The sequence below is a fragment of the Thermus parvatiensis genome, assembly GCF_001535545.1.
GTDB lineage: Bacteria > Deinococcota > Deinococci > Deinococcales > Thermaceae > Thermus > Thermus parvatiensis.
Genome location: NZ_CP014141.1, coordinates 720632 through 746318, shown reverse-complemented (window position 1 = coordinate 746318; position 25687 = coordinate 720632). Strand labels below are relative to the sequence as shown.

Genomic DNA, 25687 nt, shown 5'->3' with positions numbered 1-25687 from the left:
GCTACCTCCCCCGCTCAAAGGGCTGGCCCAGGGCCTTGGGGGCCCGGGACCGGCCCGAGAGCGCCAGGACCAGGATAACCAGAAGGTAGGGCATAGCGGCAAAGGCTTCGCTCGGTATAGGTACACTGCCCTGGAGGCGGAACTGCAGGAAGAAGAGAAGGCCGAAGAAATAGGCCCCAAGGAGGGCCCGAAGAGGATGCCAGGCGGCGAGGATCACCAAGGCGATGGCCACCCAGCCGAGCCCGGCGGTCATCCCGTCCGTCCAGCTCGGCCGGTAGGCCAAGGAGAGGTAGGCCCCCGCGAGGCCGATGAGCCCCCCTCCCAGGCCCAGGGCCAGGTACCGCACCCCGTCCACGCTTACCCCGAAGAGGTCCACCGCCTTGGGGTTCTCCCCGGCGCTTCTCAGGAAAAGCCCCGTCCGGGTGCGGGTGAGGAAGAGGTGGACGAGGAGGGCGAGGACCGCCCCTAAGAGGGCAAACCCCCCCTCGGGCAAGGGGTGGGCGAGGGGCAGCCCCTCGTAGCGCTTGCCCAGAAGCCCCGAGGCCCCAAGCCCCAAGGCGGCCACCGCGAGCCCCGCCACGAACTGGTTGGCCCGCAAGGTGACGGTGAAGAGGCCCAGGAAAAGCCCCGAGAGCGCCCCCACCCCGAAAGCGGCGAGGACCCCGGGCAGGGGGCCGTAGGCCTGGGCGGCGGCGAAGGCGGTGAGGGCGGCCAGGGCCATCATCCCCTCCACCCCGAGGTTCACCACCCCGCTCCGTTCAGCGAGAAGCGCCCCAAGCCCCGCAAGCAGGATAGGCGTTCCGAAAAGGACGGCACGCAACAAGGCCTCTTCCATCAGCGCCTCCAGACCAGGCGGTGGCGGCTTGCGGCCTCAGCCCCGATGAAGGCCAAAAGCAGGAGGCCGCTCGTCACGTCCACCACGCGAAAGGGCATGGAGAAGGCGAGCTTCAAGGCGTCCCCCCCGGCGAGGACCACCCCCAGGAGGGGCGCGGTGAGGAGGACGTAACCCGGCCCCCCCGGGCAAGCCAGGCCACGAGGATGGCCGTGAAGCCGTAGCCCAGGGAAACTTGGGCGGGCTCCAGGAGCTTGTGGTGGATCCCCGCCACCTCCCCCACGCCGGCAAACCCCGCCAAAGCACCCGAGATCAGGCCCACCCGGAGGAGGAGGCGGCCCGCGTCCAGGCCCAGGTACCAGGCGGCGAGGGGGTTCTCCCCCAGAACCCGCCACTCAAAGCCCCAGGGGGTCCGGAAGAGGAGGACGTGGAGGACCAGGGCGGCCACCGCCCCGAGGAGGAGGGTGGGCCAGTGGACCAGGGTGCCGGGAAGCACGGGAAGCCGCGCCGCCTCGGGAAAGGGGTCGGTGTAGAGGAAGCCGAAGGCCGTCCGCCCCTTCCAGGGACCCGCCACCAAATAGACCACCAGGTAGTAGGCGAGGTAGTTCTGCATGAGGGTGACGAGGATCTCGCTCGCCCCGAAGCGCGCCCGAAGCCAGGCGGCAAGGCCCGCCCACACCCCCCCCAAGGCCCCCCGAGGAGGAACATCAAAGGCAGGGTCCAGGGCCCGGGAGGGAGGAAGAGGGCGGCGTAGGTGGCCCCCACGGCCCCAAGGAGGAGCTGCCCCTCGGCCCCGATGTTGAAGAAGCCCACCCGGAAGGCCAAAGCCAACCCCGAGCCGATGAGGAGGAGGGGGATGGCCCTCCGGGCCACCTCGGCGAGGCCCAGGGGGTCCCCCAGGACCGAGAGGAAGACCCGGTAGGCCTCCAGGGGCGCCACCCCGTAGGCCCGGAAGAGGAACCCCAGGGCCACGAGGGCGAGCCCCACAAAGAGGGCATAGGCCCCCACGACCTTGAGGGGCCGGGGCGCGGGGTCCACCTCCACCCTCACGCCCGACCCCCCGTCATCATGGCCCCCAGGCGCTCCAGCCCCACCTCCTCCCGCGGCAAGGGCCCCACCATCCGCCCCTGGTAGAGGGCCGCCACCCGGTGGGAGAGGGCCAGGATCTCGTCCAGGTCCTCGCTCACAAGGAGGACGGCCGCCCCGCCCTTGGCCAGGTCCAGGAGGAGGCGGTGGACCTCCTCCGCCGCCCCCACGTCCACGCCGTAGGTGGGGTGCATGGCCAAAACCAGCCTGGCCCCCTCGCCGAGCTCCCGGGCCAGGATCACTTTCTGCACGTTCCCCCCGGAGAGGAAGCGGACGGGGGTTCTGGGGGAAGGCGCCCGGATCCCGAAGCGGCGGATGAGCTCCGAGGCCTTTTCCTCCATGGTCCTACGGGAGAGAAAACCCCGCCGGGCGAAGCGGGCGTAGCGGCGCAGGGCCAGGTTCTCCGCCACGCTCATCGTCCCCACCACCCCCATGGCCCGGTCCTCGGGGATGTGGGCCACCCCCAAGGCGTGGAGGCGGGCGGGGTCCCGGGGCAAGGGGGCGCCCAGGAACCGCACCTCCCCCCGGTAGGGCCTAAGCCCCGCCAAGGCCTCCACGAGCTCCTTCTGCCCGCTTCCCGCCACCCCGGCCACGCCGAGGATCTCCCCTTCCCAGAGCACGAAGCTCACCCCCTGGACCGGGATCCCCCGGCGGGGCACGAAGAGGTCCCGCACCTCCAGAAGGGGCCTCTTCCCCGGAGGGAAGCCGAGGCGGGGAGGCTCCACCTCCCGCCCCACCATGAGGCGCACGAGGAGGTCCCGGTCCGCCTCCTCCCTCGGCACCTCCCCCACCTTTCTCCCCCCCCGGAGGACGGCGATGCGGTCCGCCACCCGGAGCACCTCGTCCAGCTTGTGGCTGATGAAGATCACCGCGAGGCCCATGGCCTTGTAGCGGGCGATCTCCTGGAAAAGGCCCTCCGCTTCCTGGGGGGTGAGGACGCTGGTGGGCTCGTCCAGGATCAGGACCTTGGGCTTGGCGAGAAGGGCCCTGAGGATCTCCACCCGCTGCTTCTCCCCGGCGGAGAGGAGGTGGACGGGCGCCTCCAGGTCCACCCCCAGAGGGTGCCCCGCCAGCAGGGCCTTGAGCCTGCGGACGAGGGCCCTTCGGGGAAGCAGGAAGGGCAGGTCCAGCCCCAGGGCGAGGTTCTCGGCCACGGTGTGGGCCTCAATGAGCTCGGGGTGCTGGGGCACGAGGGCGATGCCCAGGGCCTGGGCCGCCTTGGGGGAAGGGATCTGAACGGGACGCCCCTCCAGGAGGATCCGCCCCTCGTCCGGCGCGTAAAGGCCGTAGAGGAGGCTCACCAGGGTGGTCTTCCCTGCCCCATTCTCCCCCAGGAGGGCGAGGACCTCCCCGGCCCGCACCTCGAGGCTGATGCGGTCGTTGGCCACAATGGGGCCAAAGCGTTTCGTGATGTTCTCCAGCCGCAGCATCCGCCCCCGGAGGAGGATACCACGCCTAGGGGAGGTCGGCCCTGCGGTTGGCGTTGAGGTAGACCTGCTCCCCAAACCGGGCCACCACCTCCTTAGCGGCCATATACGTGGCCCCAAGAACCTCCACCACCCGCCCCAGACGGAAGTCCCCCTCCCGGATCTGCTGCTCCACCTGGGGCAGGCAGTCCTTGTGGTAAAGGGCCATGAGGGGCTCGAGGTGGCCCTCGGGGTTGTAAACCGCCACCACGGGGTAGGGGGAGGCGCGGGCCTGCTCGTAGAGGAAGTCCCAAAAGCCCCGGGTGAGGAAGGGGAGGTCCGTGGCCGCCACGGCCACCCAGGGGAAGCGGGCGTGGGCGAGGGCGGAGTGGAGGCCGGAGAGGCTATCCGCCCCCGGGAGGAGGTCGGGGTAGACGGGGACACCGAAGCCCACGTAGGGGCGGTTCGCCACGATGAAGCGCTCCCCCGCCCCCCTAAGGCTCTCCAGGACCCAGAGGAGGAGGGGCTTTCCCCGGTAGACGAAAAGGGCCTTGTCCTCCCCGAAGCGCCTCGAGGCCCCTCCCGCGAGGACCGCTCCCGAGTACACGCCCTCAGTCTAAAGCCTTTCGGCAAGCCTCTCCGCGAGGAGAGGTACGTAGAGAAAGCCCGTGGAGCCGAATCCCGTGAGGGCGAACCCCCCCTCCACGGGGAAGAGAAAGGAGGAAAGCCTAAAGCGCACCCCCCGCCAAAGGGAGGCCACCCGGGGGCGGTAGCCCACAAGGGCCTCGGCCCCTTGGAGAAGCCACTCCACCTCCCCTTCCGTGGGCGGCGGGAGGCGGTAGCCCTCCTCCCCCGGGAGGTAGCTTCCCCCTAAGGCCGCCCCCGCCAGGTAGACCCGATAGCTTATGGCCCGGGGAAAGTAGTCCAAAAGGGTGAGGACGAGCCCGGGGATGTACCGCCCTTCAAGGGCCAAAAGGTGCGCCCCCCGCCCCCCTCCGGCGTAGACCAGCACCTCCCCCCTGACCCGCCCGCCACCCTGAAGGCGGAAGTACGGTGGCTCCCAGGCCAAAACCCGCCCCCGAACAAGGGGAAGACCCTCGGTAAGGCGCTCCAAAAGGGGCCTCGGCTCCAGCCAGAAGGCCTCCTCCAGAAGCACCCCCTCCTTCTCCCAGCGGTGCTTGAGCCGGGAAAGCCTCCCCGCCACCTTGGGCCGGTCCTTCTCGGGCACGGGGCGGAAGACCCCGAGGTGGAGGGGGACGAAGCGGCTATAGAAGTTAAGGGCTGCCTCCAAAGCCCTTTCCCCCTCCTCCGCCAGGGTGAAGCGCCTCCCCCTAAGGGGGTTCACCAGGGCCACGGGAGGGCGGCTCGCCTCCCCCAGGGCCTCGGCCACCACCAGGACCTTCCGGCCCCTTTCCCAAAGGAGGCGGGCCAGGGCAAGCCCCGCCACCCCGGCCCCCAGGACCACCACCTCGGCTTCCCGGAGCATGCCCTAAAACCGGTACCCCTCCCCCTCCTTCCGGCAAAGCCCCCGGGCAGCAAGCCCTTCCAAAAGCCTTTCCGCCTCCTCCTCAGGCAAAAAGGCCGAGAGGTCCCCCGGGCGCAAAACCCCGCCCCGCCGCCAGGCCTCCCGCATGGCCAGGCGCTCCAACGCCGCCAAGGAAGGCCCCCGGGAAAGAAGCCCCTCCTGCCAGCGGGCAAGGCCCAAGTAGCCCAGGGCCCCACCCCCCAGGGCCAGGAAGAACCCAAGCCCCGTGAAGCGGAAGGTGGCGAAGAGGAGGAGGAAGAGGGCCAAGGCCACGCCCAAAGGGAGGATGGACCGCATCCCTCACCCCCTAGGCCACGGGCAGGGGATGGGGGCCGGGGCCTTCGCCCCCACCACCTCCCCGAAGAGGAGGTGGGGCGTGGCCTGCTTGATCTCCACCTGGTAGAGGCCCGGCACCGGGGCCTGGGAAGCGGGGACGAGCACGGGGTGGTTCCCCCGGTCGTGCCCCTGGACGAAGCCCTCCTCCTTGGCCTCGCCCCGGACCAACACCTCCACCGTCTTCCCCACCCACTCCAGGTTCCTGCGGTAGCTCCACTCCTTCTGCTTCTCAATGAGGCGCATCAGGCGCTCCACCTTCACCTCCCGGGGCAGGTCCTGGAAGTGCTTGTAGGCGGGGGTGCCGGGGCGGGGCGAGTAGATGAACATGTAGGCCTGGTCGTACCCCACCTCGTCGTAGAGGGAAAGGGTCTCCTGGAAGTCCTCCTCCGTCTCCCCGGGGAAGCCCACGATGATGTCGGTGGAAAGCACGGCATCGGGGAGGGCCTCGCGGATCTTCCGGATTCTCTCCAAATAATGTGCCCGGCGGTACTCCCGGGCCATGCGGCGGAGCACCCGGTCGGAGCCCGACTGCACGGGCAGGTGGATGTAGCGGCAGATGGCGGGGGTTTCGGCGATGGCCTCAATGATGTCGTCGGTGAAGTTCACCGGGTGGCTGGTGAGGAAGCGCACCCGGGGGATGCCCATCCCGCCCACCATGCGGAGGAGCTCGGCGAAGGAGGGGAAGCCCGGCTGGTCCTTGCCGTAGGAGTTGACGTTCTGGCCGAGGAGGGTGACCTCCACCACCCCCGCCTGCTTCAGGAGCTCAATCTCCTTAAGGATGAGGTCGGGGTGGCGGGAAACCTCGGGGCCGCGGGTGGTGGGGACGATGCAGTAGGTGCAGTGGTGGTTGCACCCCCGGATGATGGTCACGTGGGCGGAAAGCGCCCCCTTGGGAGGCGGGGGAATGTAGTCCAGGACGTCCTCCCGGAAGGTGAGGTCCCAGAACCTCTCGTTCGCCTTCAGGGCCTCGGGCAAGGAGGTGAGGGCCCCGGGGCCCAAGAGGACGTCCACCCCGAACTTCTTCGCCATCTGCTGGCCCTCGTCCAGCTGGGCCAGGCACCCCATCATCCCGATGAGGAGGCCCCGACGCTCCTTCTCCTTGCGGAGCTGGCCCAGGAGGGAGCGCACCTTCTCCACGGGCTTGCCCCGCACGGCGCAGGTGTTCACCAGGACGAAGTCCGCCTCCTCCACCGAGTCCACGAGCTCCCACCCGAGGCTCACGAGCTCGCTCGCCACCAGGTGGGAGTCGTACTCGTTCATCTGGCAGCCGTAGGTGATGATGTGCGCACGCATAGCACCTCCCGGGCGACCGGGGGGATCCCGGGCCCATCCTTCCCAGGATAGCAGGAAGGGGTAGCATGGAGGCATGCGCCTCCGCTTTCGGGAGAACGGGCCCTACGTCCTGGACCTTCCGGAGGGGACCCCCTTCCGGTGGAACGGGGAGGAAAGGCGCCTAGAGCGGGCCAAGCTCGCCCTCTGCCGCTGCGGCCGGTCCCGGGAGAAACCCTTCTGCGACGGGAGCCACAAGGAGGCGGGCTTCCTTGCGGAGAAGGGGGAGTTGGAGGTTCAGTAGAGGAACTCCCGGATCTCGTACCGGGAGGCCCTGAGGCCGAGGCGGCGCACCGCCTGGGCCCACCTTTGGAGTTCCCCCTCGAGGTCTTCCAAGGGAGCAAGGCCGAGGGCGGCGTACGGGGTGCCGGGGTCCTCCCGGAAGGGGGAGAGGTAGACCACGTCCCCTCTCCCCAAGGGAAGCTCCGCGAGGAGGGCGAGGCTTTCCCGGAAGTGGGCCTCGGCGAAGGCCTTTCCCCCCGCCCCCACCATGAGGATCACCCCCACGGAAAGCCCCGCCGCCTTCAACGCCTGGACCAGGGGCAGGACCTCCTTGGGGTGGCCGGGCTTCCGGAGGAGGGCGAGGAGGGGGGCGTGCCCCGTCTCCAGGCCGATGTAGACCCGCCGGAGGCCCATACCCCCAAGCCTTTCCCACCAGGAGGGGGCTTTCTTCAGGCCGGTGAAGAGGTCCAGAAACCCCATCACGGGCTCCCCGGGGAAGTGGGCCCGCACGAGCTCCAGGAGGGGAAGAAGGGGCTCGGAGAGGGCGAGGGCGTTCCCGTCCGCGAGGAAGACCCCGCGCCTAAGAAGCCTGCCCCGCCCGAGCAGGGCCAAGACGGCCTGGATGTGCTCCCGGAAAGCCTCGGGGGTTCGCTTCTGGAAGGGGCGGTCCTGGTAGAAGCTGCAGAAGGCGCAGCGGTTCCAGGTGCATCCCGTGGTGGCCTGTAGGACCACGGAGAGGTAGGCGTCGGGGGGAAGGATGCTCACGGGCCAGGCGTAGGCCCTGCGGTAGGGCGTGGGGTCCAGGAGGCCCTCGGGGGTCCAGCGGAGCACCTCCTCCCGCCTCCTTTCGTCCCGCAGGTGGGCCTCGGCCAGGTCCAGGACCTCCTGGTAGACCCCAAGGGCCTCCTCGGGGGCAAGCCTTCTCCGCCTCCTCTCCCCTTCCCGGTAGCGGAGGTGGAGGCTCCCGTCCAGGGCGCGCTTGTAGGTCTTCCCCTCGCGGAAGTAGTGGTAGGGCCTTCCCTCCCGGTCAAAGGAAAGGACCCGCCTCCCCAGGGAAAGGACCGTGGCCTCGGGCCGGAGGAGCTCCATAGGGCTAGAATAAGCCCCGTGGCCGTCGCCGCCCTCAAGGCCCTCCTTCCCCCCGAACGCCTAAGGCGCCTCACCCCCCTGGGCGGGTTTGAGGCCCGGGTCTACACGGACGGCGAACGGGTTTACAAGGTCTACCGCAAGGAGGAGGCCCACCTGGCGGGCCTCGAGGCCCGCCGCATGGCCCGGGCGGGCTTCGGGAGCCTGGTCCTCGCCGTGATCCAGGGAGCGGAGGGGGGCGTCCTCGTCACCCGCCGCTTCCCCGGAAGGCCCTTCGCCCCCGAGGCCTTCACCTCCAAAACCCTCGCCGCCCTCTCCCACCTCTTCCTCGCCCTCCACCGCCTGCCCGAGCCGGGGAAGGTCACCCAAGAGGAACTCCTTTCCCGCCTGGAACGCTTCGCCGAGAGCCTCCACGACCAGCCGGAAGCCCTCTCCCTGGTCCAGGCCCTGAAGCGGGAGGTGGGCCTCGCCGCCGGGGTGGAACGCCGCTTCTGCCACCGGGACGCCTGGGCAGGAAACCTCCTCCTCAAAGCGCCGGAGGCGGAAGGCCCCGAGGTCTTCCTGGTGGACTGGGCCCGCGCCGGGGGGGACGACCCGGCGCGGGACCTCGCCCTCCTGAAGACGGGAAGCCTAGACCTCCTGGGGGAGGAGGCCGCCCGGGCCGCCCTCTTCCGCATGGCCCGCCTCTACCCCAAGGAGGTCCGGGAGCGCCTCGCCTTCTACGTCCCCCTCACTTACCTCCACGACCTCCACTGGTTCCGCACCAAGGAGCCCCAAGGCTTCCCGCAGGCCCTGGAGGAAAAGCTCCCCAAGGCCCTCGCCTTCTTCCGGGACTTCTTCCCCGAAGGGGGGCGTGGTAGGCTCTTGCCGATGAGGATCACCCTGGTGGACCACCCCCTGGTCCAGCACAAGCTGGCCCACCTCAGGGACAAGCGCACGGGCCCCAAGGACTTCCGCGAGCTCGCCGAAGAGGTCGCCATGCTCATGGCCTACGAGGCCATGCGGGACCTGGAGCTGGAGGAGACCACGGTGGAGACCCCCATCGCCCCCGCCCGGGTCAAGGTGCTCTCCGGGAAAAAGCTCGCCCTGGTAGCCATCCTGCGGGCGGGGCTCGTGATGGTGGAGGGGATTTTGAAGCTCGTCCCCCACGCCCGGGTGGGGCACATCGGCCTCTACCGGGACCCCGAGTCCTTAAACCCCGTGCAGTACTACATCAAGCTCCCCCCGGACATCGCCGAGCGCCGGGCCTTCCTCCTGGACCCCATGCTGGCCACGGGAGGAAGCGCAAGCCTCGCCCTCTCCCTCCTCAAGGAACGGGGGGCCACCGGGGTCAAGCTCATGGCCATCCTCGCCGCCCCCGAGGGCCTGGAGCGCATCGCCAAGGACCACCCCGACACCGAGGTGGTGGTGGCGGCCATAGACGAGCGCCTCAACGACCACGGCTACATCGTCCCCGGCCTCGGCGACGCCGGGGACCGGATCTATGGCACCAAGTGACCTGCTGGAGTTCCTCCACCGCCTGGGCGTGGCCAACCCCTACGGGCGGGGCTGGCTCACCGTCCTCCTCGTCTTTTTCCTGGCCCTCCTCTTCACCTGGCGCTTCCTGCCCCACGTGCGCCGCTTCGCCCTGAAGGTGGGCTGGGCCGACCTGCCCAACGAGCGCCGGCTCAACCGGGAACCCCTGCCCAACGCCGGGGGCCTGGCGGTCTACGCCGGGGTGGTGCTCGCCTTGGTGGTGGCGGCCTTCTTAAGGCCCATCCTGGTGGAAAGCGTCCTCATCCAGGTCCTCGCCATCCTCCTGGGCGGGGCCTGGCTTGTGCTGGTGGGCTTCATTGACGACCAGTTTGGCCTTCCTCCCCTCTTCCGCCTCTTCGTCCAGACCCTCGCCGCCCTCCTCCTCGTGGCCGTGGGGGTGCGGTTTGAGGCCGCCTTCGGCACCCCCTTGGACCCTCTCTTGGGGCTTTTCCTCACCTGGCTTTGGGTGGTGGGGATCACCAACGCCCTAAACCTCATGGATGGGCTGGACGGCCTCGCCGGGGGTATCGCCTACATCAGCGCCATAAGCCTCCTCTTCGTCTCCGCCCAGTTCCCCTACTGGGCGGCAGGGACGCTGGTGCTTTCCGCCCTGGCGGGGGCCTCCTTGGGCTTCCTCCGGCACAACCTCCACCCAAGCCGCATCATCCTGGGGGACGCGGGGGCCTACTTCCTGGGCTACACCTTGGCCGCCACCGCCCTCCTCGGCAACCTCAAGCTCACCACCTTCCTGGGCCTCCTCCCCCCGGCGCTCTTCCTCCTCCTCCCCATCCTGGACACCACCCAGGTGGTGGTGCGGAGGCTCCTCAGGGGGCAGAACCCCCTCTCCACCCCCGGCAAGGACCACATCCACCACCGCCTCCTGGCTCGGGGGCTTTCCCAAAGGCGGGTGGCCTTCCTCCTCTGGGGGGCGGCCCTCCTCTTCAACCTCCTCGCCATGGTCTACCTGGGAATGCCCTGGGAGGCCATCCTGACGAGCCTTCTCGCCACCTCCCTGGGCCTCGCCTGGGTCACCTACCGGAGGCTTAGGGCGCTATGGAGGGGGGAATGAAACGCGTGGTCCTCGCCTTCGGCACGCGGCCCGAGGCCACCAAGATGGCCCCCGTGTACCTGGCCCTCAGGGGGATCCCGGGCCTGAAGCCCCTCGTCCTCCTCACGGGCCAGCACCGGGAGCAACTGCGGCAGGCCTTAAGCCTCTTCGGGATCCAAGAGGACCGCAACCTGGACGTGATGCAGGAGCGCCAGGCCCTCCCCGACCTCGCGGCCCGCATCCTCCCCCAGGCGGCCCGGGCCCTCAAGGAGATGGGGGCGGACTACGTCCTCGTCCACGGGGACACCCTCACCACCTTCGCCGTGGCCTGGGCGGCCTTTCTGGAGGGAATCCCCGTGGGCCACGTGGAGGCGGGCCTAAGGAGCGGCAACCTCAAAGAGCCCTTCCCCGAGGAGGCGAACCGCCGCCTCACCGACGTCCTCACCGATCTGGACTTCGCCCCCACCCCCCTCGCCAAGGCGAACCTCCTTAAGGAGGGGAAGCGGGAGGAGGGGATCCTGGTCACGGGCCAGACCGGGGTGGACGCGGTGCTCCTCGCCGCGAAGCTCGGGCGGCTTCCCGAGGGGCTGCCCGAAGGGCCCTACGTGACCGTGACCATGCACCGCCGGGAGAACTGGCCCATCCTTTCCGACCTCGCCCAGGCCCTCAAAAGGGTGGCCGAGGCCTTCCCCCACCTCACCTTCGTCTACCCGGTGCACCTGAACCCCGTGGTGCGGGAGGCGGTCTTCCCGGTGCTCAAAGGGGTGAGGAACTTCGTGCTCCTGGACCCCCTGGAGTACGGCTCCATGGCCGCCCTCATGAGGGCGAGCCTCCTCCTCGTCACCGACTCCGGGGGGCTTCAGGAGGAGGGGGCGGCCCTGGGGGTGCCCGTGGTGGTCCTGAGGAACGTCACGGAGAGGCCCGAGGGGCTCGAGGCCGGAATCCTCAAGCTCGCGGGCACCGACCCCGAAGGGGTCTACCGCGTGGTGAAGGAGCTTTTGGAAAACCCGGAGGAGCTTTCCCGCATGCGGAAGGCCAAGAACCCCTACGGGGACGGGAAGGCGGGGCTCAGGGTGGCGCGAGGGGTGGCCTGGCGGCTCGGCCTCGGGCCTAGGCCTGAGGACTGGCGTCCCTAGGCCAGGGGCGGAGGAGCTGGAAGACCCCCACGGCGAGAAGGGCCAGCCCCAGGACGAGCGCCGCCCTCCGCCCCCCCAGGGCCTCAAAGAGGAAGCCCGTGAGGTAGGCGCCCAAGGGTCCCGTGCCCAGCATCACCAGGCTGTAGACCGCCATGACCCGGCCCCGAAGCCGGTCGGGCACGGAAAGCTGGACCAGGGTGTTGGCGTTGATGAGGACAGAGATCATCCCGAAGCCCCCCACGGCGAGGAAGAAGGGCACGAGTCCGGGAAGCTTCAGGGCGAGGCCCAGGTGGGCCAGGGCCAGGGCGAAGAGGCCGAGGACGAGGCGCCAGGGCCTGGGCCTGCCGGTGAAGGCCATGATCAAGGCAGCGAGGATCGCCCCCACGCCCACGCTGGAAAGGAGGAAGCCGTACCCCGTGGCGGAAAGGCCGAGGACGAGGCGGGCGTAGGCCGGCACCAGGGTCTGGAAGTTCATGCCCAAAAGGGTGGCGAAGAGGATCAAGCCCACCACCCGTCGCACCACGGGGTGCCCCAGGACGAACCGGATCCCCTCCAGGGCCTCGGTCCACCAGCGTCCCTGGACGACCCCGTTCCCCTCGCCTTTAGGCAGGCGGGAGAGCACCCAGAGGATGGGCAGGAAGGACAGGGCGTTGGCGAGGTAAGCGGCCCCCACGCCGTAGAAGGCGATGAGAAAGCCCGCGACGGCGGGCCCCACGAGGCGGCTCGTGTTGAAGCCGAAGGAGTTCAAAGCGATGGCCCCGGGGTAGCGCTCCTTCCCCGCGAGCTCCACGGTGAAGCTCTGGCGCACGGGCTGGTCCATGGCGTTCAGGGCCCCGTAGAGGAAGGCGAAGAGGAGGACGTGCCCGTACCGCACCCAGCCCGTGTAGACCAAGAAGGCCATGGCCAGAGCGAGGAGGGTCATCCCCCCTGGGTGAAGCGGAGGAGGTCCCGCTTGGGGTAGCGGTCCGCCAGGACCCCGGCGGGCAGGGAGAAGAGGAGGGAAGGCAGAAACTGGAAGGCTACCACGAGGCCGAGCCGCTCGGCGCTTCCCGTGAGGAGCAGGACGAGCCAGCCCTGGGCTGCGGCCTGCATCCAGGTGCCCATCTGGGAGGCGAAGAGGGAAAGCCAGTAGCTCCGGTACAGGGGGTCTTTGAGGAGGGCGAGCGCCAGCACCCTCCCATGCTAACCCTGACTGACCGGTCATGACACCCCGCCGGGCCCCGGGCGCCTATACTGAGACGTGTTCCAGCACGGGATCTACCTCCTGCGCCTAGCGGGCATCCCCCTTTACCTGGACCTCTCCTTCCTCCTCATCCTCCCCTTCTGGGCCTGGTTCATCGGGCAGAACCTGCCCCAGTACCTTCGGCTGTTCGGGCTCCCCCAGGACCCCGGCCTCTTGGAAGGGCCCTGGCCCTGGGTGCTCGGGCTTCTCGCAGCCCTAGGCCTCTTTCTCTCGGTCCTCCTCCACGAGCTGGGGCACGCCCTCGTCGCCCGGCGCTACGGCGTGAAGACCCGGCGCATCATCCTGTGGCTCCTGGGCGGGGTAGCCCAGCTGGAAAGAATCCCGCGGGAGCCCGCCAAGGAACTGGCCATCGCCTTGGCGGGGCCTGCGGTGAGCTTCGCCCTGGCCCTGGGGTTCCACCTGCTGAAGACCCCGCAAGGGGCCTGGGGGTTTTTGAGCCACTACCTCTTCCTGGTCAACCTGAGCCTGGGGCTTTTCAACCTCCTCCCCGCCTTGCCCCTGGACGGCGGGAGGGTGTACCGGGCCCTCCTCGCCTTAAGGAAGCCCTACCTCCAGGCCACCCGGCAGGCGGTGGCCCTGAGCGGGGCCTTGGCCTGGGCCCTGGGGCTTTTCGGGCTTTTGGTCCTCAACCCCCTTTTGGTCCTTATCGCCTTCTTCGTGTACATGGCCTCCCGCACGGAGGCGGAGGCCACCCTTCTCCTTCAGGTCCTGGAAGGGCTTAAGGTGCGGGACCTCATGACCCAAGACCCCATCACCCTTCCCCCCGAGACCCCCGTGGCGGAAGCCCTGCGTCTGGCCCTTCTCTACAAGGTCTCCGGCTTCCCAGTGGTCCAGGAGGGGAAGGTTTTAGGGGTGGTGGGCCTCGAGGGCCTGGAGGGGGCAAGCTCCCTTGACCCCGTGGCCCGCCACCTCCTTCCCCCTCTCCTCCTCTCCCCGAGGAGGATGCCCTTACCGCCTGGGAGCGGATGGCGGAACGGGGGTACACCCGGGCGCTGGTGGTGGAGGGGGACCGACTTATCGGCGTCCTCAGCAAGACCGACCTCCTCCGCGCCTTCCAGGTACGGCTTCTCGGACTTTCCAACCTTGACAGGCCCCAGGAGCCGGAATAACCTGGGGGCGCAAAACTATGCGGAGGTGAAGGATGAAGCGAGCCCTAGCCCTATTCGCCCTCCTGGCTTTAGGCGTGAGCGTGGCGCAGAAGCCCAAGGTGGCCATCGGCACCGGGAGCACCGGCGGGGTCTTCTTCTACTACGGCACCGCCCTGGCCGACATCCTCAACAAGGCGGGCGTGGTGGAGGCTCAGCCGGTGCAGACCGGCGGCTCCTACGACAACCTCCTCCTCCTCCGGGACCGGACCAACCCGCGGGCGAACATCTACTACTGCGCCCTCTCCACCTCGGACTCCGCCTACGTGGCCTACACCGGGGAGGAGCCCCGCTTCAGGCAAAAGCCCGCCAAGAGCGCCCGCGTCCTCTTCTACATGTATCCCTCCTTCATCCACATCGTGGCCACGGAGAAGACGGGGATCAAGGTGGTGCAGGACCTTAGGGGCAAGCGGGTCTCCACCGGCCAGCCTGGCTCCAGCACCGAGAACCTGGCCCTCCTCGTCCTCCAGGCGGCGGGGGTAAGCCCGGACAGCTTCAGCAAGCGGGAGCGCCTCCCCGTGGCGGAAAGCGCCAAGGCCCTGGCCGAGGGCACCCTGGACGCCTTCTTCTGGGTGGGGGGCGTGCCCACCAGCTCCATTGTGGAGCTATCCCAGACCCTGGCCCGCAAGGGGGACCGGGTGTACCTCGTCCCCGTGGACCCCAAGAGCACCACCGCCCAGGTGGCCATGAAGAAGTTCCCGGGCCTGGTGGACCCCTACACCGTGCCCAAGAGCGTGTACAACACCCGCACGGATGTGCCGGGTCTGGCCACGGGCAACATCGTGGTCTGCCCCGAAAGCCTCCCGGCGGAAGCGGGCTACGCCATGATGAAGGCGGTGTTTGAAAACCTGGGCACCCTGCGCACCGCCGTGGCCGCGGCCAAGGACACCAGCCTCGAGGCCACCGCTAAGCTCTACGGTAAGCTCCCCATCCCCTTCCACCCCGGGGCCGAGCGCTACCTGAAGGAGAAGGGCCTCATCAAGTAATCCTGAGCCGCGCCCGGGTGCCCTGGGCTTTCCCAGGCCCCAGGCGTTTTGGGAGGAAAGGATGGAAGTGGAACGCCCCGTAACCCCCCAAAGCCCCCTGGCCCAGGCCACCCGCTGGGTCCTGATCCTGGGGGCCCTTTACAGCCTGTACCTGGTCCTCCACCCCTTCACCCCCTTGGCCAGGGCGGAGATTCCCATCCTAGACATCGTCCAGCTACAAAGGAGCACCCACGTGCTCTTCCTGCTCCTAGGGGGCTACCTGGTTTCCTTCTACCTGCCCAGGAAGCGCACCCTGGGGGCCTGGGTCTATGCGCTTTTCACCCTGGTCCCCCTCTACAACTTCCTCTTCCCCAACGTCCCCGGGGTCAGCCTGCCCTGGGAGGCCAAGGCGGTGGGCCTCCTCTACTGGGCGGTGGCGGTCCTGCCCGCCCTTTTGCCCGGCCTCAAGCGCCCAGCGGACCTGCTGGCGGCCCTCCTGGCCCTCTTCCCCACCCTGTACCAGCTCCGCTACTTTGAGGAGCTGGTCTACCGGGCGGTGCTGCCCCAGCCCTGGGACATGGCCATGTCCTTCGGCCTCATCATGCTGGTCCTGGGGCTGGTGTACCGGTTTCTGGGCCCGGTGATGCCGGTCCTGGTCCTCTTCTTCTTCAGCTATAACCTCTACGCCAACCTCTTCCCCGGGGCCTTAAAGGGCACCCCCCAGGGGATTGACCTCCTCCTGGGCAAGACCTTCAACGAAACCGAGGCCGGCATCTACGGGCTCATCACCGGGGTTTCCGCCAAGTACCTGGTCTACTTCACCCTGCTTTCCGGGATGATCGGGGCCCTGGGCCTGGGCAAGGTGGTGGCCAACTACGCCCTGGCCCTGGTGGGCAAGCACCCCGCCACCCCGGGGCGGGTCACCGGGGTGGCCAGCGTCTTCATGGGCATGTTCTCGGGCAGCGGGGCGGCGGACACCCAGTTCGTCGCTGCCCTCACCAAACCCCTTTACGAGCGGGCGGGGTACGACCGCCTCATCGCCGCCGGCCTGGTGGCCACCGCCGGCACCATCGCCCTCATCACCCCTCCGGTGCTGGGTTCCATCGCCTTCATCATGGTGGAGATCCTCCAGATCCCCCTGCTGAAGGTGATGGTGATGACCATCGGCCCGGCCCTCCTCTACCTCACCACCGTCTTAGCCTTCAACGAGTTTTACGCCAGGAAGGCGGGGCTAAAGGCCGTGGCCTCAGAGCTCGGCATGAGCCGGAGGCGCTACCTCCTGCGCTACAGCTTCATCTTCCTCCCCATCCTCCTCATCGTGGTCATGCTCTACCTGGGGTACGAGGTGCGCACCGCCGCCAGCCTGGCCCTGGTCCTCTTCGTGGCCCTGGCCTACCTGGACCCCACCTTGAGGCCTAAAGGGATTGGGCCCATCCTCGAGGGCCTCGCCGAAGGCTTCCGCACCCTCCTTCCCATCGGCACCGCCGTCACCGCCGCCAACCTCATCTTCGCCAACATGGTCATCTCCGGCCTTCCCTCCAAGTTCAGCCAGCTTCTCCAGCAGGTCTCGGGGGAAAGCCTTCTCCTCGCCACCCTGATCACCGCGGTCTTCAGCCTGGTGCTGGGGATGGGCGTTCCCCCCACGGCCACCTACGTCCTCACCTCCGCCCTGACGGCGCCAGCCATCATCGGCCTGGCCGCCAAAAACTTCGCCGCCGAGGGGCTAGGCCAGGAAGCCGCCCAGCAGGCCGCCCTTCTCGCCACCCACATGTTCCTCTTCTACTACGCCGTCCTCGCCGACGTGACCCCGCCCGTGGCCCTCTCCGCCTACGCCGCCGCCAGCGTCTTCGGCACCAACCCCCTCCAGACCGGCATCTACGCCGCCCGGGTAGCCCTTTCCAAATACCTGGTGGGCTTCTTCTTCCTCCTCTCCTACTCCGGGACCGCCCTGCTCATCATCCCCGTCCTGGAGAACTCCCCACCGGCGGAAGCCTGGCGGATGATCCTGGAGCGCTTCCTCTTTGTGGCCGCAGGCATCGTCTACCTATCGGCCTCCGGAGTCGGGTACACCCGCAGGCCCCTAAGGCGGTGGGAGGCCTGGGTCCTGGGCCTGCTAGCGGTGATGCTCTTCGTCCCGTATGCGCCCTTGAACCTCCTCGCTTTCCTCCTCGGTCTCCCCTTCTTCCTCAAGGGCTTGACGCCGGCGGGAAAGGGGGCTTAGGGTAGGGGCGAAAGGAGGAAAGGCTATGAGAGGCGTGTTGCTTGCCCTTTTGGCCCTGTTGGGTATGGCTGCGGCCCAGAAGCCCCGGGTGGTCATCGCCACCGGGGGGGTAGGGGGGGTGTACTTCTACTACGGCACCGCCCTGGCGGAGATCTGGAACAAGGCCGGGGTGGCCGAGGCCCAGGCCATCCAGACCGCGGCCTCCATTGACAACCTCCTCCTCCTGGAAACCCGCACCGGCGGCGGGACCTTCTACTGCGGCACCGTGCTCCCTGACTCCGCCTACCTGGCCTTCACCGGGCAACACGAGCGCTTCCGGGAAAGGCCTGCCAAGAGCGCCCGCATCCTCTTCGCCATGTACCCCAACTTCCTGCACATCGTGGCCCGGGAGGGGTCGGGGATCCGGGTGATCCAGGACCTCAAGGGGAAGCGGGTCTCCACCGGGGCCCCGGGCTCGGGCACCGAGGTGGAGACCCTTCTGGTGCTCCAGGCGGCGGGGCTTTCCCCCAAGGACTTCGCCAAGCAGGAGCGCCTGGGGGTCCAGGAGAGCGCCAACGCCCTGGCGGAGGGCAACATTGACGCCTTCTTCTGGTCCGGGGGGCTACCCACCGGGGCCATCACCGAGCTCTCCGCCGCCCTGGCCCGCAAAGGGCAGCGCATCTACCTGGTACCCCTGGACCCCAAGAGCACCGTGGTCCAGACCTTCCAACGGCGCTTCCCCGGCCTGGCCGGGCCCGGGGTAATCCCCAAGGCTACCTACGGGGCCCGCACCGACACCCCCACCCTGGCCTTCTGGAACCTCTTCGTCTGCCCGGAAAGCCTGCCCGCTCAGGCCGCCTACGCCCTCACCAAGGCCACCTTTGAAAACCTGGCCACCCTGCGCCAGGCCGTGGCCGCCGCCCGGGACACCACCCTGGAGAACGCCGTCCGCTTCGTGGGGGGCACCATCCCCTACCACGAGGGGGCGTTGCGCTACTTCCGGGAGGCGGGCGCCCTCAAGTGAAGCGGGCCCTTTTCCCCTGGGGCCTTCTGGCCCTGGGGGTTTTGCTTCTTGTGCGGCTGGTCCTGGTGGAGACGGACCAGGGCCGGCGGCTTCTTCTCCTCCTTCCCTGGAGCCGAGGCGAGGTGGCCTTCGTCAACTCGGTCACGGGAAGGCCCGTGCGCCTCTCCTTCTACCCCCTTTGGGACTTCCGGGGCTTCCGCGCCCTCACGGACCCGGAGACCGAGGCCTACTACACCGGGGGAGAGTACCCCTGGAACGAGGCCCTGGCCCGGGAAAGGCGAAGGGACCTCCTTTACTGCTCGGAGGTAGGGCTTTCCCTCGCCTTGGGCCCGTGGCGCTTTCGGGCGGAGGGCGGCTGCCTTAGGGTGCGCCTCCTCTTTCCGCCTTGAAGCGGGCGAAGCGCCACCAGCGCACCTTAGGCACCCCCAGGATAAGGACCTGAAGCCATCCCACGGGGCGGAAGCCCAGGCCCTCGAGGCTCCGCCGGGCCGGGAGGTTTCCTGGCCGGACCTCGGCGTAGACCTCCTCCCACCCCCTCCCCAGGGCCACCAAAGCGCACCGGATGAGGCCCTGGCCCCGGTACTCCGGGCGCACGAAGGCCCCGTAGGCCCAGGGCAGGGGCTCCGGGAGGAAGCCCCAGGGGAGATGGGGCGGGGGCGGGGTGCCCGGAGGGCGGAGGAAGAGGTGGCCCGCGTACCGCCCCTCCACCCGGAGGACCACCCCGGGGTGGCCGAGGGCCAGGTAGCCCTCGAGGGTCCGGGCCACGGGGTAGACCCGGCCGTCGGCCGGGACCTCCTCGGGAAGCCCGGGGGGTAGGCCCTTTTCCAGCCACTCCACCGTTACGGAGGGACTCAAGACGAGGGGAGGCCACCCACCTTGGCGGCGGTAGACGAGGTAGCGCCTAAGCCTTAGCGGCGCCTTCTCCCAAACCCCCATCTACCGCAGGACCTGAGGCACCACCCGCACGGTGAGGGTACGCCCCTGACGCCAGACCTTGAGGGTCACCGCCTCCCCGGGCTTTTTGGCGTAGAGCACCTGGCGGAGCTGGGCGATGGAGGTGAGGGGGGTGCCGTCCGCCTCGAGGAGCACGTCCCCATCCACCCCCACCTGAAGCACCTCGCCCGTGGGCAGCTGGATGTAGGCAAAGCGGCTCGGCGCCCTGAGGCCCGCCTTCTGGGCGGGGCTATTCCGCTCCACCTCCTGGACCATGAGGCCGGTGTCGGGGAGGCCATACTGCTGGCGGAGCCTCTCCGGGTAGAAGGAGAGGGGGATGAGGGAAACCCCAAGCCGGGGCCGGCTCCGCACGATTTCCTCGGCGGTGAGGGTCTTCCCCGCCCGCATCTCGGGGAGGTACTGCTTCACCAGGTTGATGGGCAGGGCGAACCCCACCCCGGCGAACTGGGCCGCCCCGAACTGGCCCGTGGGGGTGAAGATGGCGGTGTTGATGCCGATGGCCTCGCCCCGGGAGTTGAGGAGGGGCCCCCCGGAGTTTCCGGGGTTGATGGCGGCGTCGGTCTGGATCACCTGGGGAACGAGGCCCGACTCGTCCCCGATGGCCCCAGGGTTCTCGCGGATGGCGGAGACGATCCCCTGGGTCACGGTGAACTCCAGGCCGAAGGGGTTCCCCATGGCGATGGCCTTCTGCCCCACGCGGATGCGGTCCGAGTCCCCCAGGACCAGGGGCACCAGGCGCTCCTTGGGGGCGTCCACCTTGAGGAGGGCCACGTCCAAAGGCGGGGCCGCCCCCACCAGGCGGGCTTGGTACTCCTTGGGGTCGTTGTGGAACTTCACCGTGATCTGGCTGGCCCCCTCTACCACGTGAAAGTTGGTGAGGATGTACCCCTCCTTGTCGATCACGAACCCTGAGCCCGTGCCCTCCTGGGGGGGCATCTGCAGGAAGGGGGCGAAGAACTCAAAGCCCGGGGGAAGCTGGACGTTCTGGGGACGGGTCACCACCCCCACGTAGACCACCCCGTCCCCATACTTCTCCACGATCTCCACCGTGTTGCGCTCGTACTCCAGGAGCCCGGCCTCGGCAGGGGCCGCCTGGGAAGCCTGGGAACGCTGGGTCTGCCCGTTGCTAAGCCCCCACCAAAGCACCGCTCCCGCCATCAGGGAAAGGACCAGAAAACCGAGGAAAGAACGCCCGAGGTTCATGCGCCACCTCCTGGCCTTACCCTAAGCCCCGGGGGTTAGGGGGCGATTAGACGAAGACCACGGTCTTGTTGCCGTGGACGATCACCCGGTCCTCCAGGTGCCAGCGCACCGCCCGGGCCAAAACGGTGCGCTCCAGCTCCCGCCCGAGGCGCTTCATCTCCCGCACCGAGTGGCGGTGGGAAACCCGCACCACGTCCTGCTCTATGATGGGCCCGGCGTCCAGCTCCTCGGTGACGTAGTGGGCCGTGGCCCCGATGAGCTTCACCCCCCGCTCGTAAGCCTGGCGGTAGGGGTCGGCCCCGGCGAAGGCGGGGAGGAAGGAGTGGTGGATGTTGATGATCCGCATGGGGTAGCGCGCCACGAAGCGAGGGGAGAGGATCTGCATGTAGCGGGCGAGGATCACGAGCTCCACCCCCTCCTCCTCCAAAAGGGCGAGGATTCTCTCCTCCGCCTCCTCCTTGCGGTCCTTCTCCACGGGCACGTGGTGGTAGGGAATGCCGAAGCGCTCCACCTCCTCCCGGTGGTCGGGGTGGTTGGAGATGACCAGGCGGAGCTCCATGGGAAGCTCCCCCATCCGGTAGCGCCAGAGGAGCTCCAAAAGGGCGTGGGCGGGCTTGGAGACGAGGATGGCCGTCCGCTTCCTCTCGGAGGCGTAGGCCAGGCGCCAGGCCATGGCGAAGCGCTCCGCCACCACCTCCTGGAAGGCCCTTTCCAGGGCGGGGCGGGCCAGGTCCAGGTGGGAGGCGGTGAAGGCCACCCGCATGAAGAAGGTCCCTCCCTCGGGGTCGGTGGAGTGCTGCTGCAAATCGGTGATGTTGGCCCCGTGGGCGTAGAGGAAACCGCTCACAGCGGCGACGATGCCGGGCCGGTCCGGACAGGTGACGAGAAGCCTCGCCTCCTCCATGCCCGCTACTATATCCCCATGGAGGCGCGCACCCCAGACCTTTCGGACCTTCACCCGGAGGGGGAAACCCTCCCCATGGTCTTCAAAAGCTTCGGCGGCAAAACCCGCTTTGCGGGCCGGGTCAGGACGCTAAAAGTCTTTGAGGACAACGCCCTGGTGCGCCGGGTGCTGGAGGAAGGGGGCGAGGGCCAGGTCCTCTTCGTGGACGGGGGCGGCTCTTTGCGCACCGCCCTCCTCGGGGGCAACCTGGCCCGCCTGGCCTGGGAAAGGGGGTGGGCCGGGGTGGTGGTCCATGGGGCGGTGCGGGACACGGAGGAGCTTAGGGGGGTGCCCATCGGCCTCCTCGCCCTCGCCGCCACCCCCAAAAAGAGCGCCAAGGAGGGCAAGGGGGAGGTGGACGTGCCCCTTAAGGTTCTCGGGGTAGAGGTGCTTCCGGGAAATTTTCTTCTTGCCGACGAAAACGGGCTTCTCCTCCTCCCCGAGCCCCCGAGCGGCGTCCAAAGCGGCGGATGAGGTCCTCCTCCTTGAGGGCGAGGAGGACGGGCCTTCCGTGGGGGCAGGCCCAGGGGGTCTCGCAGGCGAGGAGGGCGTCCAGGAGGGCCTGGCCTTGGGCCTCTCCCAGGGGGTGGCCCGCTTTGACGGCGGGGAGGCAGGCGAGGCGGGCGAGGAGGGCCTTGAGGCTTCTCCCCTCCCCGCGCAAGGCCTCCTTGAAGACCTCGGGGAGGAGCAGAGGATAGGGGTGGAGGAAGGAAGGGGCGGAAAGGAGCCGCACCCTCCCGGGGCCGAAGGGCTCCCAGCGGAAAAGCTCCGCCAAAGCCTCCTGCTCTGCCTCCAAAAGGACCTCCTCCTCGGGGGCCAAGAGGACGAGGAGGGGCCGGGGGAGGGGCCTCGGCCCCTCGGCAACCCGCTTGAGGAGGTCTTCATAGAGGATGCGCTCGTGGGCGGCGTGCTGGTCCACCACGTAGAGGGTGTCTCCTGCCTCGGCGAGGAGGTAGCTCTCCCGGAACTGGGCGAGGAAGCGGAGGCGGGGCAGGCCCGAGGCCGTGGGGGGGCTTAAGGGCTGGAGAGGCTTGGGCTCGGGGAGGGCCCGGGCCAGGTTCTCCCGCCGGAAGAGGGCGTGGAGGGCCTCCTCCACCAGGGCCTCCGCCTCCTCGGAAAGGACCACCTCCTCCTTCCTCGCGTCCAGGCGCAGGCGAAAGGCCTCCTGGGGGAGGAAAAGGTTCAGGACGCCCACGGGGTAGTGCCCCTCCGGCAGAAGCTCCCGGTAGGCGCGGCGCACCCGCCGGAGGAGCCCCTCGGGGAAGGCCACCGGCCTCCCGTTCACCGCGAGGAAGAGCCGGTCCGGCCGGGTGCGGCTCACCTCCGGCCGGGAAACGAGGCCCTGGACCTCGAGGCCCCCCGCCTCGTAGGCCAGGGGAAGAAGCCGCTTGGCCAGGAGGCGGCCGAAGGCGAGGCGGGCCGCCTCCTCAAGCCCCGCCCCCGGGAAGAGGAGCCGGGCCTCCCCTTCCGCGAAAAGGGCCAGGGCGAGGCGGGGGTGGTGGAGGAGGTAGCGCTTTAGGAGGTCCAAGACCCCCCGGACCTCCCCCTTCGGGTCCCGCCCCTCCCCGAGGAAAAGGCCCTCCACCTCCACCCGGGTCCCCGGAGGAGCGGGGACGGGGCGCACCTCCACCCACTCCCCTTCCGCGAGGAGGAGTCCGCCGCCGAGCTGCCCTCGAGGCCGGGAGCGGATCCTGAGCCTGGCCGCCTGCCTCAGGGCGTAGAGGGCCTGGCCGCGGAAGCCCAGGGTGCGGATGCCCTTAAGGTCCTGGAGCTTGCTCGTGGCGTAGGGCTCCACGGCGAGGGGGAGGTCTTCCAGGGGGATCCCCTCCCCGTCGTCCTCCACCACAAGCCTTTTCAGCCCCCCGCCCCAAAGCTCCACCCGCACCCTTCTGGCCCCAGCGTCCAGGGCGTTTTCCAGAAGCTCCCGCACGGCGTCCTTCACCGCAAGGAGCACCTCGCCCCGGGCGAGGAGGCCCCTAAGCTCCGGAGGGAGGGGGCGGATCACCCCTTCATGCTACCTAGGGGGAGGCCCAGGGCCAAGGCCTTGAGCTCGTGGAGGAACCTCAGGGCCTCGAGGGGGGTGAGGCGGTCGGGGTCTAAGGCGAGGAGGCGCTCCAAGACCTCCTCCAAGACCCCCTCCCGCCTTGCGGCCATGGCCCTGAGGAGCGCCTTGGCCCGCTCCACCACCTCCTTGGGCAGGCCCGCCATCTCCGCCACCTCCACCCCGTAGCTCTTGGAGGCGGGCCCGGGGAGGACCTGGTGGTAGAAGACGAGCCCCCCCTCCTCCTCCTTGGCGGCCACGTGCAGGTTCTTGAGCCGGGGAAGGGCGAGGGCGGTGAGCTCAAAGTAGTGGGTGGCGAAGAGGGTGTAGGCGCGCCTTTCGTGCAGGGCCTCGGCGAGGGCGGTGGCGATGGCCACCCCGTCCAGGCTGCTCGTGCCCCGGCCCACCTCGTCCAGGAGGACGAGGCTACGTTCGGTGGCCTCCTTGAGCACCAGGGCCACCTCCTCCATCTCCACCATGAAGGTGCTCTTCCCCCAGCGAGGTCGTCGGAGGCCCCGATCCGGGTGTAGATCCCGTCAAAGAGGGGAAGCTCCGCCTCCTCGGCGGGCACGAAGCTCCCGATCTGGGCGAGGAGGGCGATGAGGGCGGTCTGGCGGAGAAAGGTGGACTTCCCCGCCATGTTGGGCCCGGTGACGAGGACAAGCTCGTGGGCCATCTCCAGGTCGTTGGGGACGAAGGCGGTGCGGCGCTCCACCACCGGGTGGCGCCCGGCCCTGATCCGAAGCCTCTCCCCGAAGCGGGGCCTGGTGTAGCCATAGCGTACCGCCACCTCGGCGAGGGCGGCGTAGACGTCAAGCTCGGCGAGGACCCGCGCCGCTTCCCTTAGGGCCTCCGCCTCCTTCTTGGCGCTTTCCTTTAGGGAAAGAAAGACCTCCTCCTCGCGCCTTTTGATGAGGGCCTCGAGGCGGTAAAGCTCCCTTTCCCGCTCCTTCATCTCCGGCAGGGTGTAGCGCTGCCGGTCCTTGAGGGTCTGGACGGGGCGGTACTCCTGGGGCACCTTCTCGTAGTAGGGCCGGGTCACCTCCAGGTAGTAGCCGAAGACGGCGTTGTACCCCACCTTGAGGGTGGGGATGCCCGTCCTCTCCTTCTCCCGGGCCTCGAGGTCCAGGAAGTAGGCCACCCCCTCGGCGTGGGCCCGCCTCAAGGCGTCCAGGTCCGGGTCGTACCCCTCCCGGATGAGCCCCCCCTCGGAGACCTTGAGGGGCGGGTCCTCCACCAAAGCCGCCCTAAGCTCCTCCAAAAGGCCGGAGAGGTCGGGAAGCCCTACCTCCTCCCCCAGAAGGCCCTTAAGCTCGGGGAGGATCTCCAGGCTCCGCCTTAGGGCGGCAAGGTCTTTCGGGCTTGCCCGGGAAAGCTCCAGCCTCGTGGCCAGGCGCTCCAGGTCGGCGAGGCGGAAGAGAAGGCGCCTCACCCCCTCGCGTAGGGCCCCCTCCCGCACGAAGCGCTCCACCCGGTCAAGCCTCGCCTCCAAGGGCCCCCTTTCCAGAAGGGGGTGGCGGAGCCAGGCCTGGAGGAGCCTTCTTCCGGGGGCGGTCCGGGTCTCGTCCAGAACGCCGAAGAGGGTGTCCTGGCCCCTCAGGGGCTCAAAGACCTCGAGGGCCTTCAGGCTCGCCTCCGGCAGGCGCACGAAGGCCCCGGGGTCGTAGAGGCGGAAAGGGCGCACGCTCAAGGCCCCCCCCTGGGTGGCCCGGGCGTAGGCGAGGAGCGCCCCCTGGGCCCGCCTCAGGGCCAAAGGACCCTCCCCCTGGGGCTCAAAGGGGGCCTCGGAGAGCATCACGGGAAAGCGCTTCCGGAACTCGGCCACGAAGGCCTCGTTCTCCCGTAGCTCCGGGGCCAAAAGGACCTCGGCGGGCCTATGGCGGAAAAGCTCGTCGTACAGGGCGCTTTTGCTCTTGAGGAGGGTCCCCTTGAACTCTCCGGTGGAGACGTCCAAAAAGGCCAGGCCCCACCCGTCCCCGGTGGCGACGGCGGCCAGGTAGTTGGCCTCCCGGGGGAGGAGGGCCTCCTGGGTGAGGGTCCCCGGGGTGAGGAGCTGGGTCACCTCCCGACGCACCAGGCCTTCCGCCTCCTCGGCAGGCTCCACCTGGTCGGCCACCGCCAGGCGGAAGCCCATCTTGAGAAGCCTTTCGGCGTAGGCGTCAAAGGCCCTTATGGGGATCCCCGCCATGGGGGTGGTGAAGTCCTTGCTGGTCTTGTGGGTGAGGACGAGGCCAAGCGCGCGGGCGAGCCTCTCGGCATCCTCCCCGAAGCACTCGTAGAAGTCCCCCACCTGGAAGAGGAGGAGGTAGTCCGGGTAGCGGTCCCGGAGCTCCACGTACTGCTGCAGAAGGGGCGGGAGGGGACCTGGGCCTTCGCCCTTGAGCATGCCCTTCATCTTATACCCTACCCTTCGCCCCCGGAACCCGGGGAGGAGCCTCGCATACCCCC

20 protein-coding genes and 5 pseudogenes are annotated in these 25687 nt (G+C 69.1%); 11 read left to right on the top strand and 14 right to left on the bottom strand.

Translation table 11 applies throughout. From position 1 onward, the window contains the following. Position 1: 1 nt before the first annotated feature. The 7 genes and pseudogenes from AV541_RS04220 to miaB form a co-directional block, all read right to left on the bottom strand. On the bottom strand, positions 2 to 835 hold the full coding sequence (locus tag AV541_RS04220) for an ABC transporter permease (RefSeq protein WP_060384317.1): 834 nt from the start codon (positions 833 to 835) through the stop codon (positions 2 to 4). Next, positions 835 to 1882, bottom strand: a pseudogene (locus AV541_RS04215) (ABC transporter permease). Before AV541_RS04215 ends, AV541_RS04220 begins: the two are co-directional and overlap by 1 nt. Further along, the gene (locus AV541_RS04210) at positions 1879 to 3348 is read right to left on the bottom strand and encodes an ABC transporter ATP-binding protein (RefSeq protein ID WP_060384316.1); all 1470 of its coding nucleotides are present in this window, start codon (positions 3346 to 3348) and stop codon (positions 1879 to 1881) included. The pseudogene AV541_RS04215 and the gene AV541_RS04210 overlap by 4 nt, the downstream one beginning before the upstream one ends. Positions 3349 to 3373: 25 nt before the next feature. Further along, positions 3374 to 3931 carry a molybdenum cofactor guanylyltransferase gene (locus tag AV541_RS04205; RefSeq protein ID WP_060384315.1) on the bottom strand — a complete coding sequence of 186 codons (558 nt, stop codon included), beginning with the start codon at positions 3929 to 3931 and terminating at the stop codon, positions 3374 to 3376. A gap of 9 nt (positions 3932 to 3940) precedes the next feature. Continuing rightward, positions 3941 to 4810: an FAD-dependent oxidoreductase gene (locus AV541_RS04200; protein WP_060384314.1), complete on the bottom strand. Its 870-nt coding sequence runs from the start codon at positions 4808 to 4810 to the stop codon at positions 3941 to 3943. Positions 4811 to 4813: 3 nt separating this feature from the next. After that, positions 4814 to 5146, bottom strand: a complete 333-nt coding sequence (locus AV541_RS04195) for a hypothetical protein (RefSeq protein ID WP_008632759.1) — start codon at positions 5144 to 5146, stop codon at positions 4814 to 4816. A gap of 3 nt (positions 5147 to 5149) precedes the next feature. Continuing rightward, the gene (gene miaB, locus AV541_RS04190) at positions 5150 to 6478 is read right to left on the bottom strand and encodes a tRNA (N6-isopentenyl adenosine(37)-C2)-methylthiotransferase MiaB (protein WP_060384313.1); all 1329 of its coding nucleotides are present in this window, start codon (positions 6476 to 6478) and stop codon (positions 5150 to 5152) included. 73 nt (positions 6479 to 6551) lie between these two features. Here miaB and AV541_RS04185 point away from each other — a divergent pair, with 73 nt between their 5' ends. Further along, on the top strand, positions 6552 to 6758 hold the full coding sequence (locus AV541_RS04185) for a CDGSH iron-sulfur domain-containing protein (RefSeq protein WP_008632762.1): 207 nt from the start codon (positions 6552 to 6554) through the stop codon (positions 6756 to 6758). On the opposite strand, the gene AV541_RS04180 is transcribed toward AV541_RS04185, so the two are convergent. Beyond that, positions 6752 to 7825 carry a radical SAM protein gene (locus AV541_RS04180; protein ID WP_008632764.1) on the bottom strand — a complete coding sequence of 358 codons (1074 nt, stop codon included), beginning with the start codon at positions 7823 to 7825 and terminating at the stop codon, positions 6752 to 6754. The two genes, AV541_RS04185 and AV541_RS04180, sit on opposite strands and share 7 nt — an antisense overlap. 18 nt (positions 7826 to 7843) lie before the next feature. Here AV541_RS04180 and AV541_RS04175 point away from each other — a divergent pair. The 4 genes and pseudogenes from AV541_RS04175 (at position 7844) to wecB (ending at position 11521) form a co-directional block, all read left to right on the top strand. Beyond that, positions 7844 to 8682 (top strand): annotated as a pseudogene (locus AV541_RS04175) (phosphotransferase). Positions 8683 to 8692: 10 nt separating this feature from the next. Further along, on the top strand, positions 8693 to 9319 hold the full coding sequence (upp, locus tag AV541_RS04170) for a uracil phosphoribosyltransferase (protein ID WP_011173367.1): 627 nt from the start codon (positions 8693 to 8695) through the stop codon (positions 9317 to 9319). Continuing rightward, on the top strand, positions 9306 to 10406 hold the full coding sequence (locus AV541_RS04165; RefSeq protein ID WP_060384312.1) for an MraY family glycosyltransferase: 1101 nt from the start codon (positions 9306 to 9308) through the stop codon (positions 10404 to 10406). Before upp ends, AV541_RS04165 begins: the two co-directional genes overlap by 14 nt. Further along, positions 10403 to 11521, top strand: a complete 1119-nt coding sequence (gene wecB / locus AV541_RS04160; RefSeq protein WP_060384311.1) for a non-hydrolyzing UDP-N-acetylglucosamine 2-epimerase — start codon at positions 10403 to 10405, stop codon at positions 11519 to 11521. The genes AV541_RS04165 and wecB overlap by 4 nt, the downstream gene beginning before the upstream one ends. Here wecB and AV541_RS04155 read toward each other — a convergent pair. After that, positions 11496 to 12694 (bottom strand): annotated as a pseudogene (locus tag AV541_RS04155) (MFS transporter). The gene wecB and the pseudogene AV541_RS04155 sit on opposite strands and share 26 nt — an antisense overlap. 67 nt (positions 12695 to 12761) lie before the next feature. Between AV541_RS04155 and AV541_RS04150 the strand changes: the two are divergent. From AV541_RS04150 to AV541_RS04130, 5 genes and pseudogenes are all read left to right on the top strand, one after another. After that, a pseudogene (locus AV541_RS04150) lies at positions 12762 to 13873 on the top strand (site-2 protease family protein). Positions 13874 to 13905: 32 nt separating this feature from the next. Continuing rightward, positions 13906 to 14895, top strand: a complete 990-nt coding sequence (locus AV541_RS04145) for a TAXI family TRAP transporter solute-binding subunit (RefSeq protein ID WP_060384310.1) — start codon at positions 13906 to 13908, stop codon at positions 14893 to 14895. Between the two features lie 61 nt (positions 14896 to 14956). Then, entirely contained in the window at positions 14957 to 17095 is a 2139-nt protein-coding gene (locus AV541_RS04140; RefSeq protein WP_060384309.1) for a TRAP transporter permease, read from the top strand. 25 nt (positions 17096 to 17120) lie between these two features. Continuing rightward, positions 17121 to 18098 carry a TAXI family TRAP transporter solute-binding subunit gene (locus AV541_RS04135; RefSeq protein WP_060384308.1) on the top strand — a complete coding sequence of 326 codons (978 nt, stop codon included), beginning with the start codon at positions 17121 to 17123 and terminating at the stop codon, positions 18096 to 18098. After that, entirely contained in the window at positions 18095 to 18487 is a 393-nt protein-coding gene (locus AV541_RS04130) for a hypothetical protein (protein ID WP_008632775.1), read from the top strand. The genes AV541_RS04135 and AV541_RS04130 overlap by 4 nt, the downstream gene beginning before the upstream one ends. Here AV541_RS04130 and AV541_RS04125 read toward each other — a convergent pair. The 3 genes from AV541_RS04125 to purU are packed head-to-tail and all read right to left on the bottom strand — an operon-like array spanning position 18459 to position 21159. Beyond that, on the bottom strand, positions 18459 to 19034 hold the full coding sequence (locus tag AV541_RS04125; protein WP_060384307.1) for a GNAT family N-acetyltransferase: 576 nt from the start codon (positions 19032 to 19034) through the stop codon (positions 18459 to 18461). The two genes, AV541_RS04130 and AV541_RS04125, sit on opposite strands and share 29 nt — an antisense overlap. Continuing rightward, the gene (locus AV541_RS04120; protein WP_060384306.1) at positions 19035 to 20255 is read right to left on the bottom strand and encodes a S1C family serine protease; all 1221 of its coding nucleotides are present in this window, start codon (positions 20253 to 20255) and stop codon (positions 19035 to 19037) included. A 46-nt stretch (positions 20256 to 20301) separates the two neighbouring features. Continuing rightward, positions 20302 to 21159, bottom strand: a complete 858-nt coding sequence (gene purU, locus AV541_RS04115; RefSeq protein ID WP_060384305.1) for a formyltetrahydrofolate deformylase — start codon at positions 21157 to 21159, stop codon at positions 20302 to 20304. Positions 21160 to 21177: 18 nt separating this feature from the next. Here purU and rraA point away from each other — a divergent pair, with 18 nt between their 5' ends. Continuing rightward, positions 21178 to 21672, top strand: coding sequence for a ribonuclease E activity regulator RraA (gene rraA, locus AV541_RS04110; protein WP_060384304.1), 495 nt, complete (start codon positions 21178 to 21180; stop codon positions 21670 to 21672). On the opposite strand, the gene mutL is transcribed toward rraA, so the two are convergent. Together mutL and mutS are read right to left on the bottom strand one after the other, a co-directional pair. Beyond that, positions 21566 to 23203: a DNA mismatch repair endonuclease MutL gene (mutL, locus tag AV541_RS04105; RefSeq protein WP_060384303.1), complete on the bottom strand. Its 1638-nt coding sequence runs from the start codon at positions 23201 to 23203 to the stop codon at positions 21566 to 21568. The two genes, rraA and mutL, sit on opposite strands and share 107 nt — an antisense overlap. Continuing rightward, positions 23200 to 25634: pseudogene (gene mutS, locus AV541_RS04100) on the bottom strand (DNA mismatch repair protein MutS). The gene mutL and the pseudogene mutS overlap by 4 nt, the downstream one beginning before the upstream one ends. Positions 25635 to 25687: the final 53 nt, after the last annotated feature.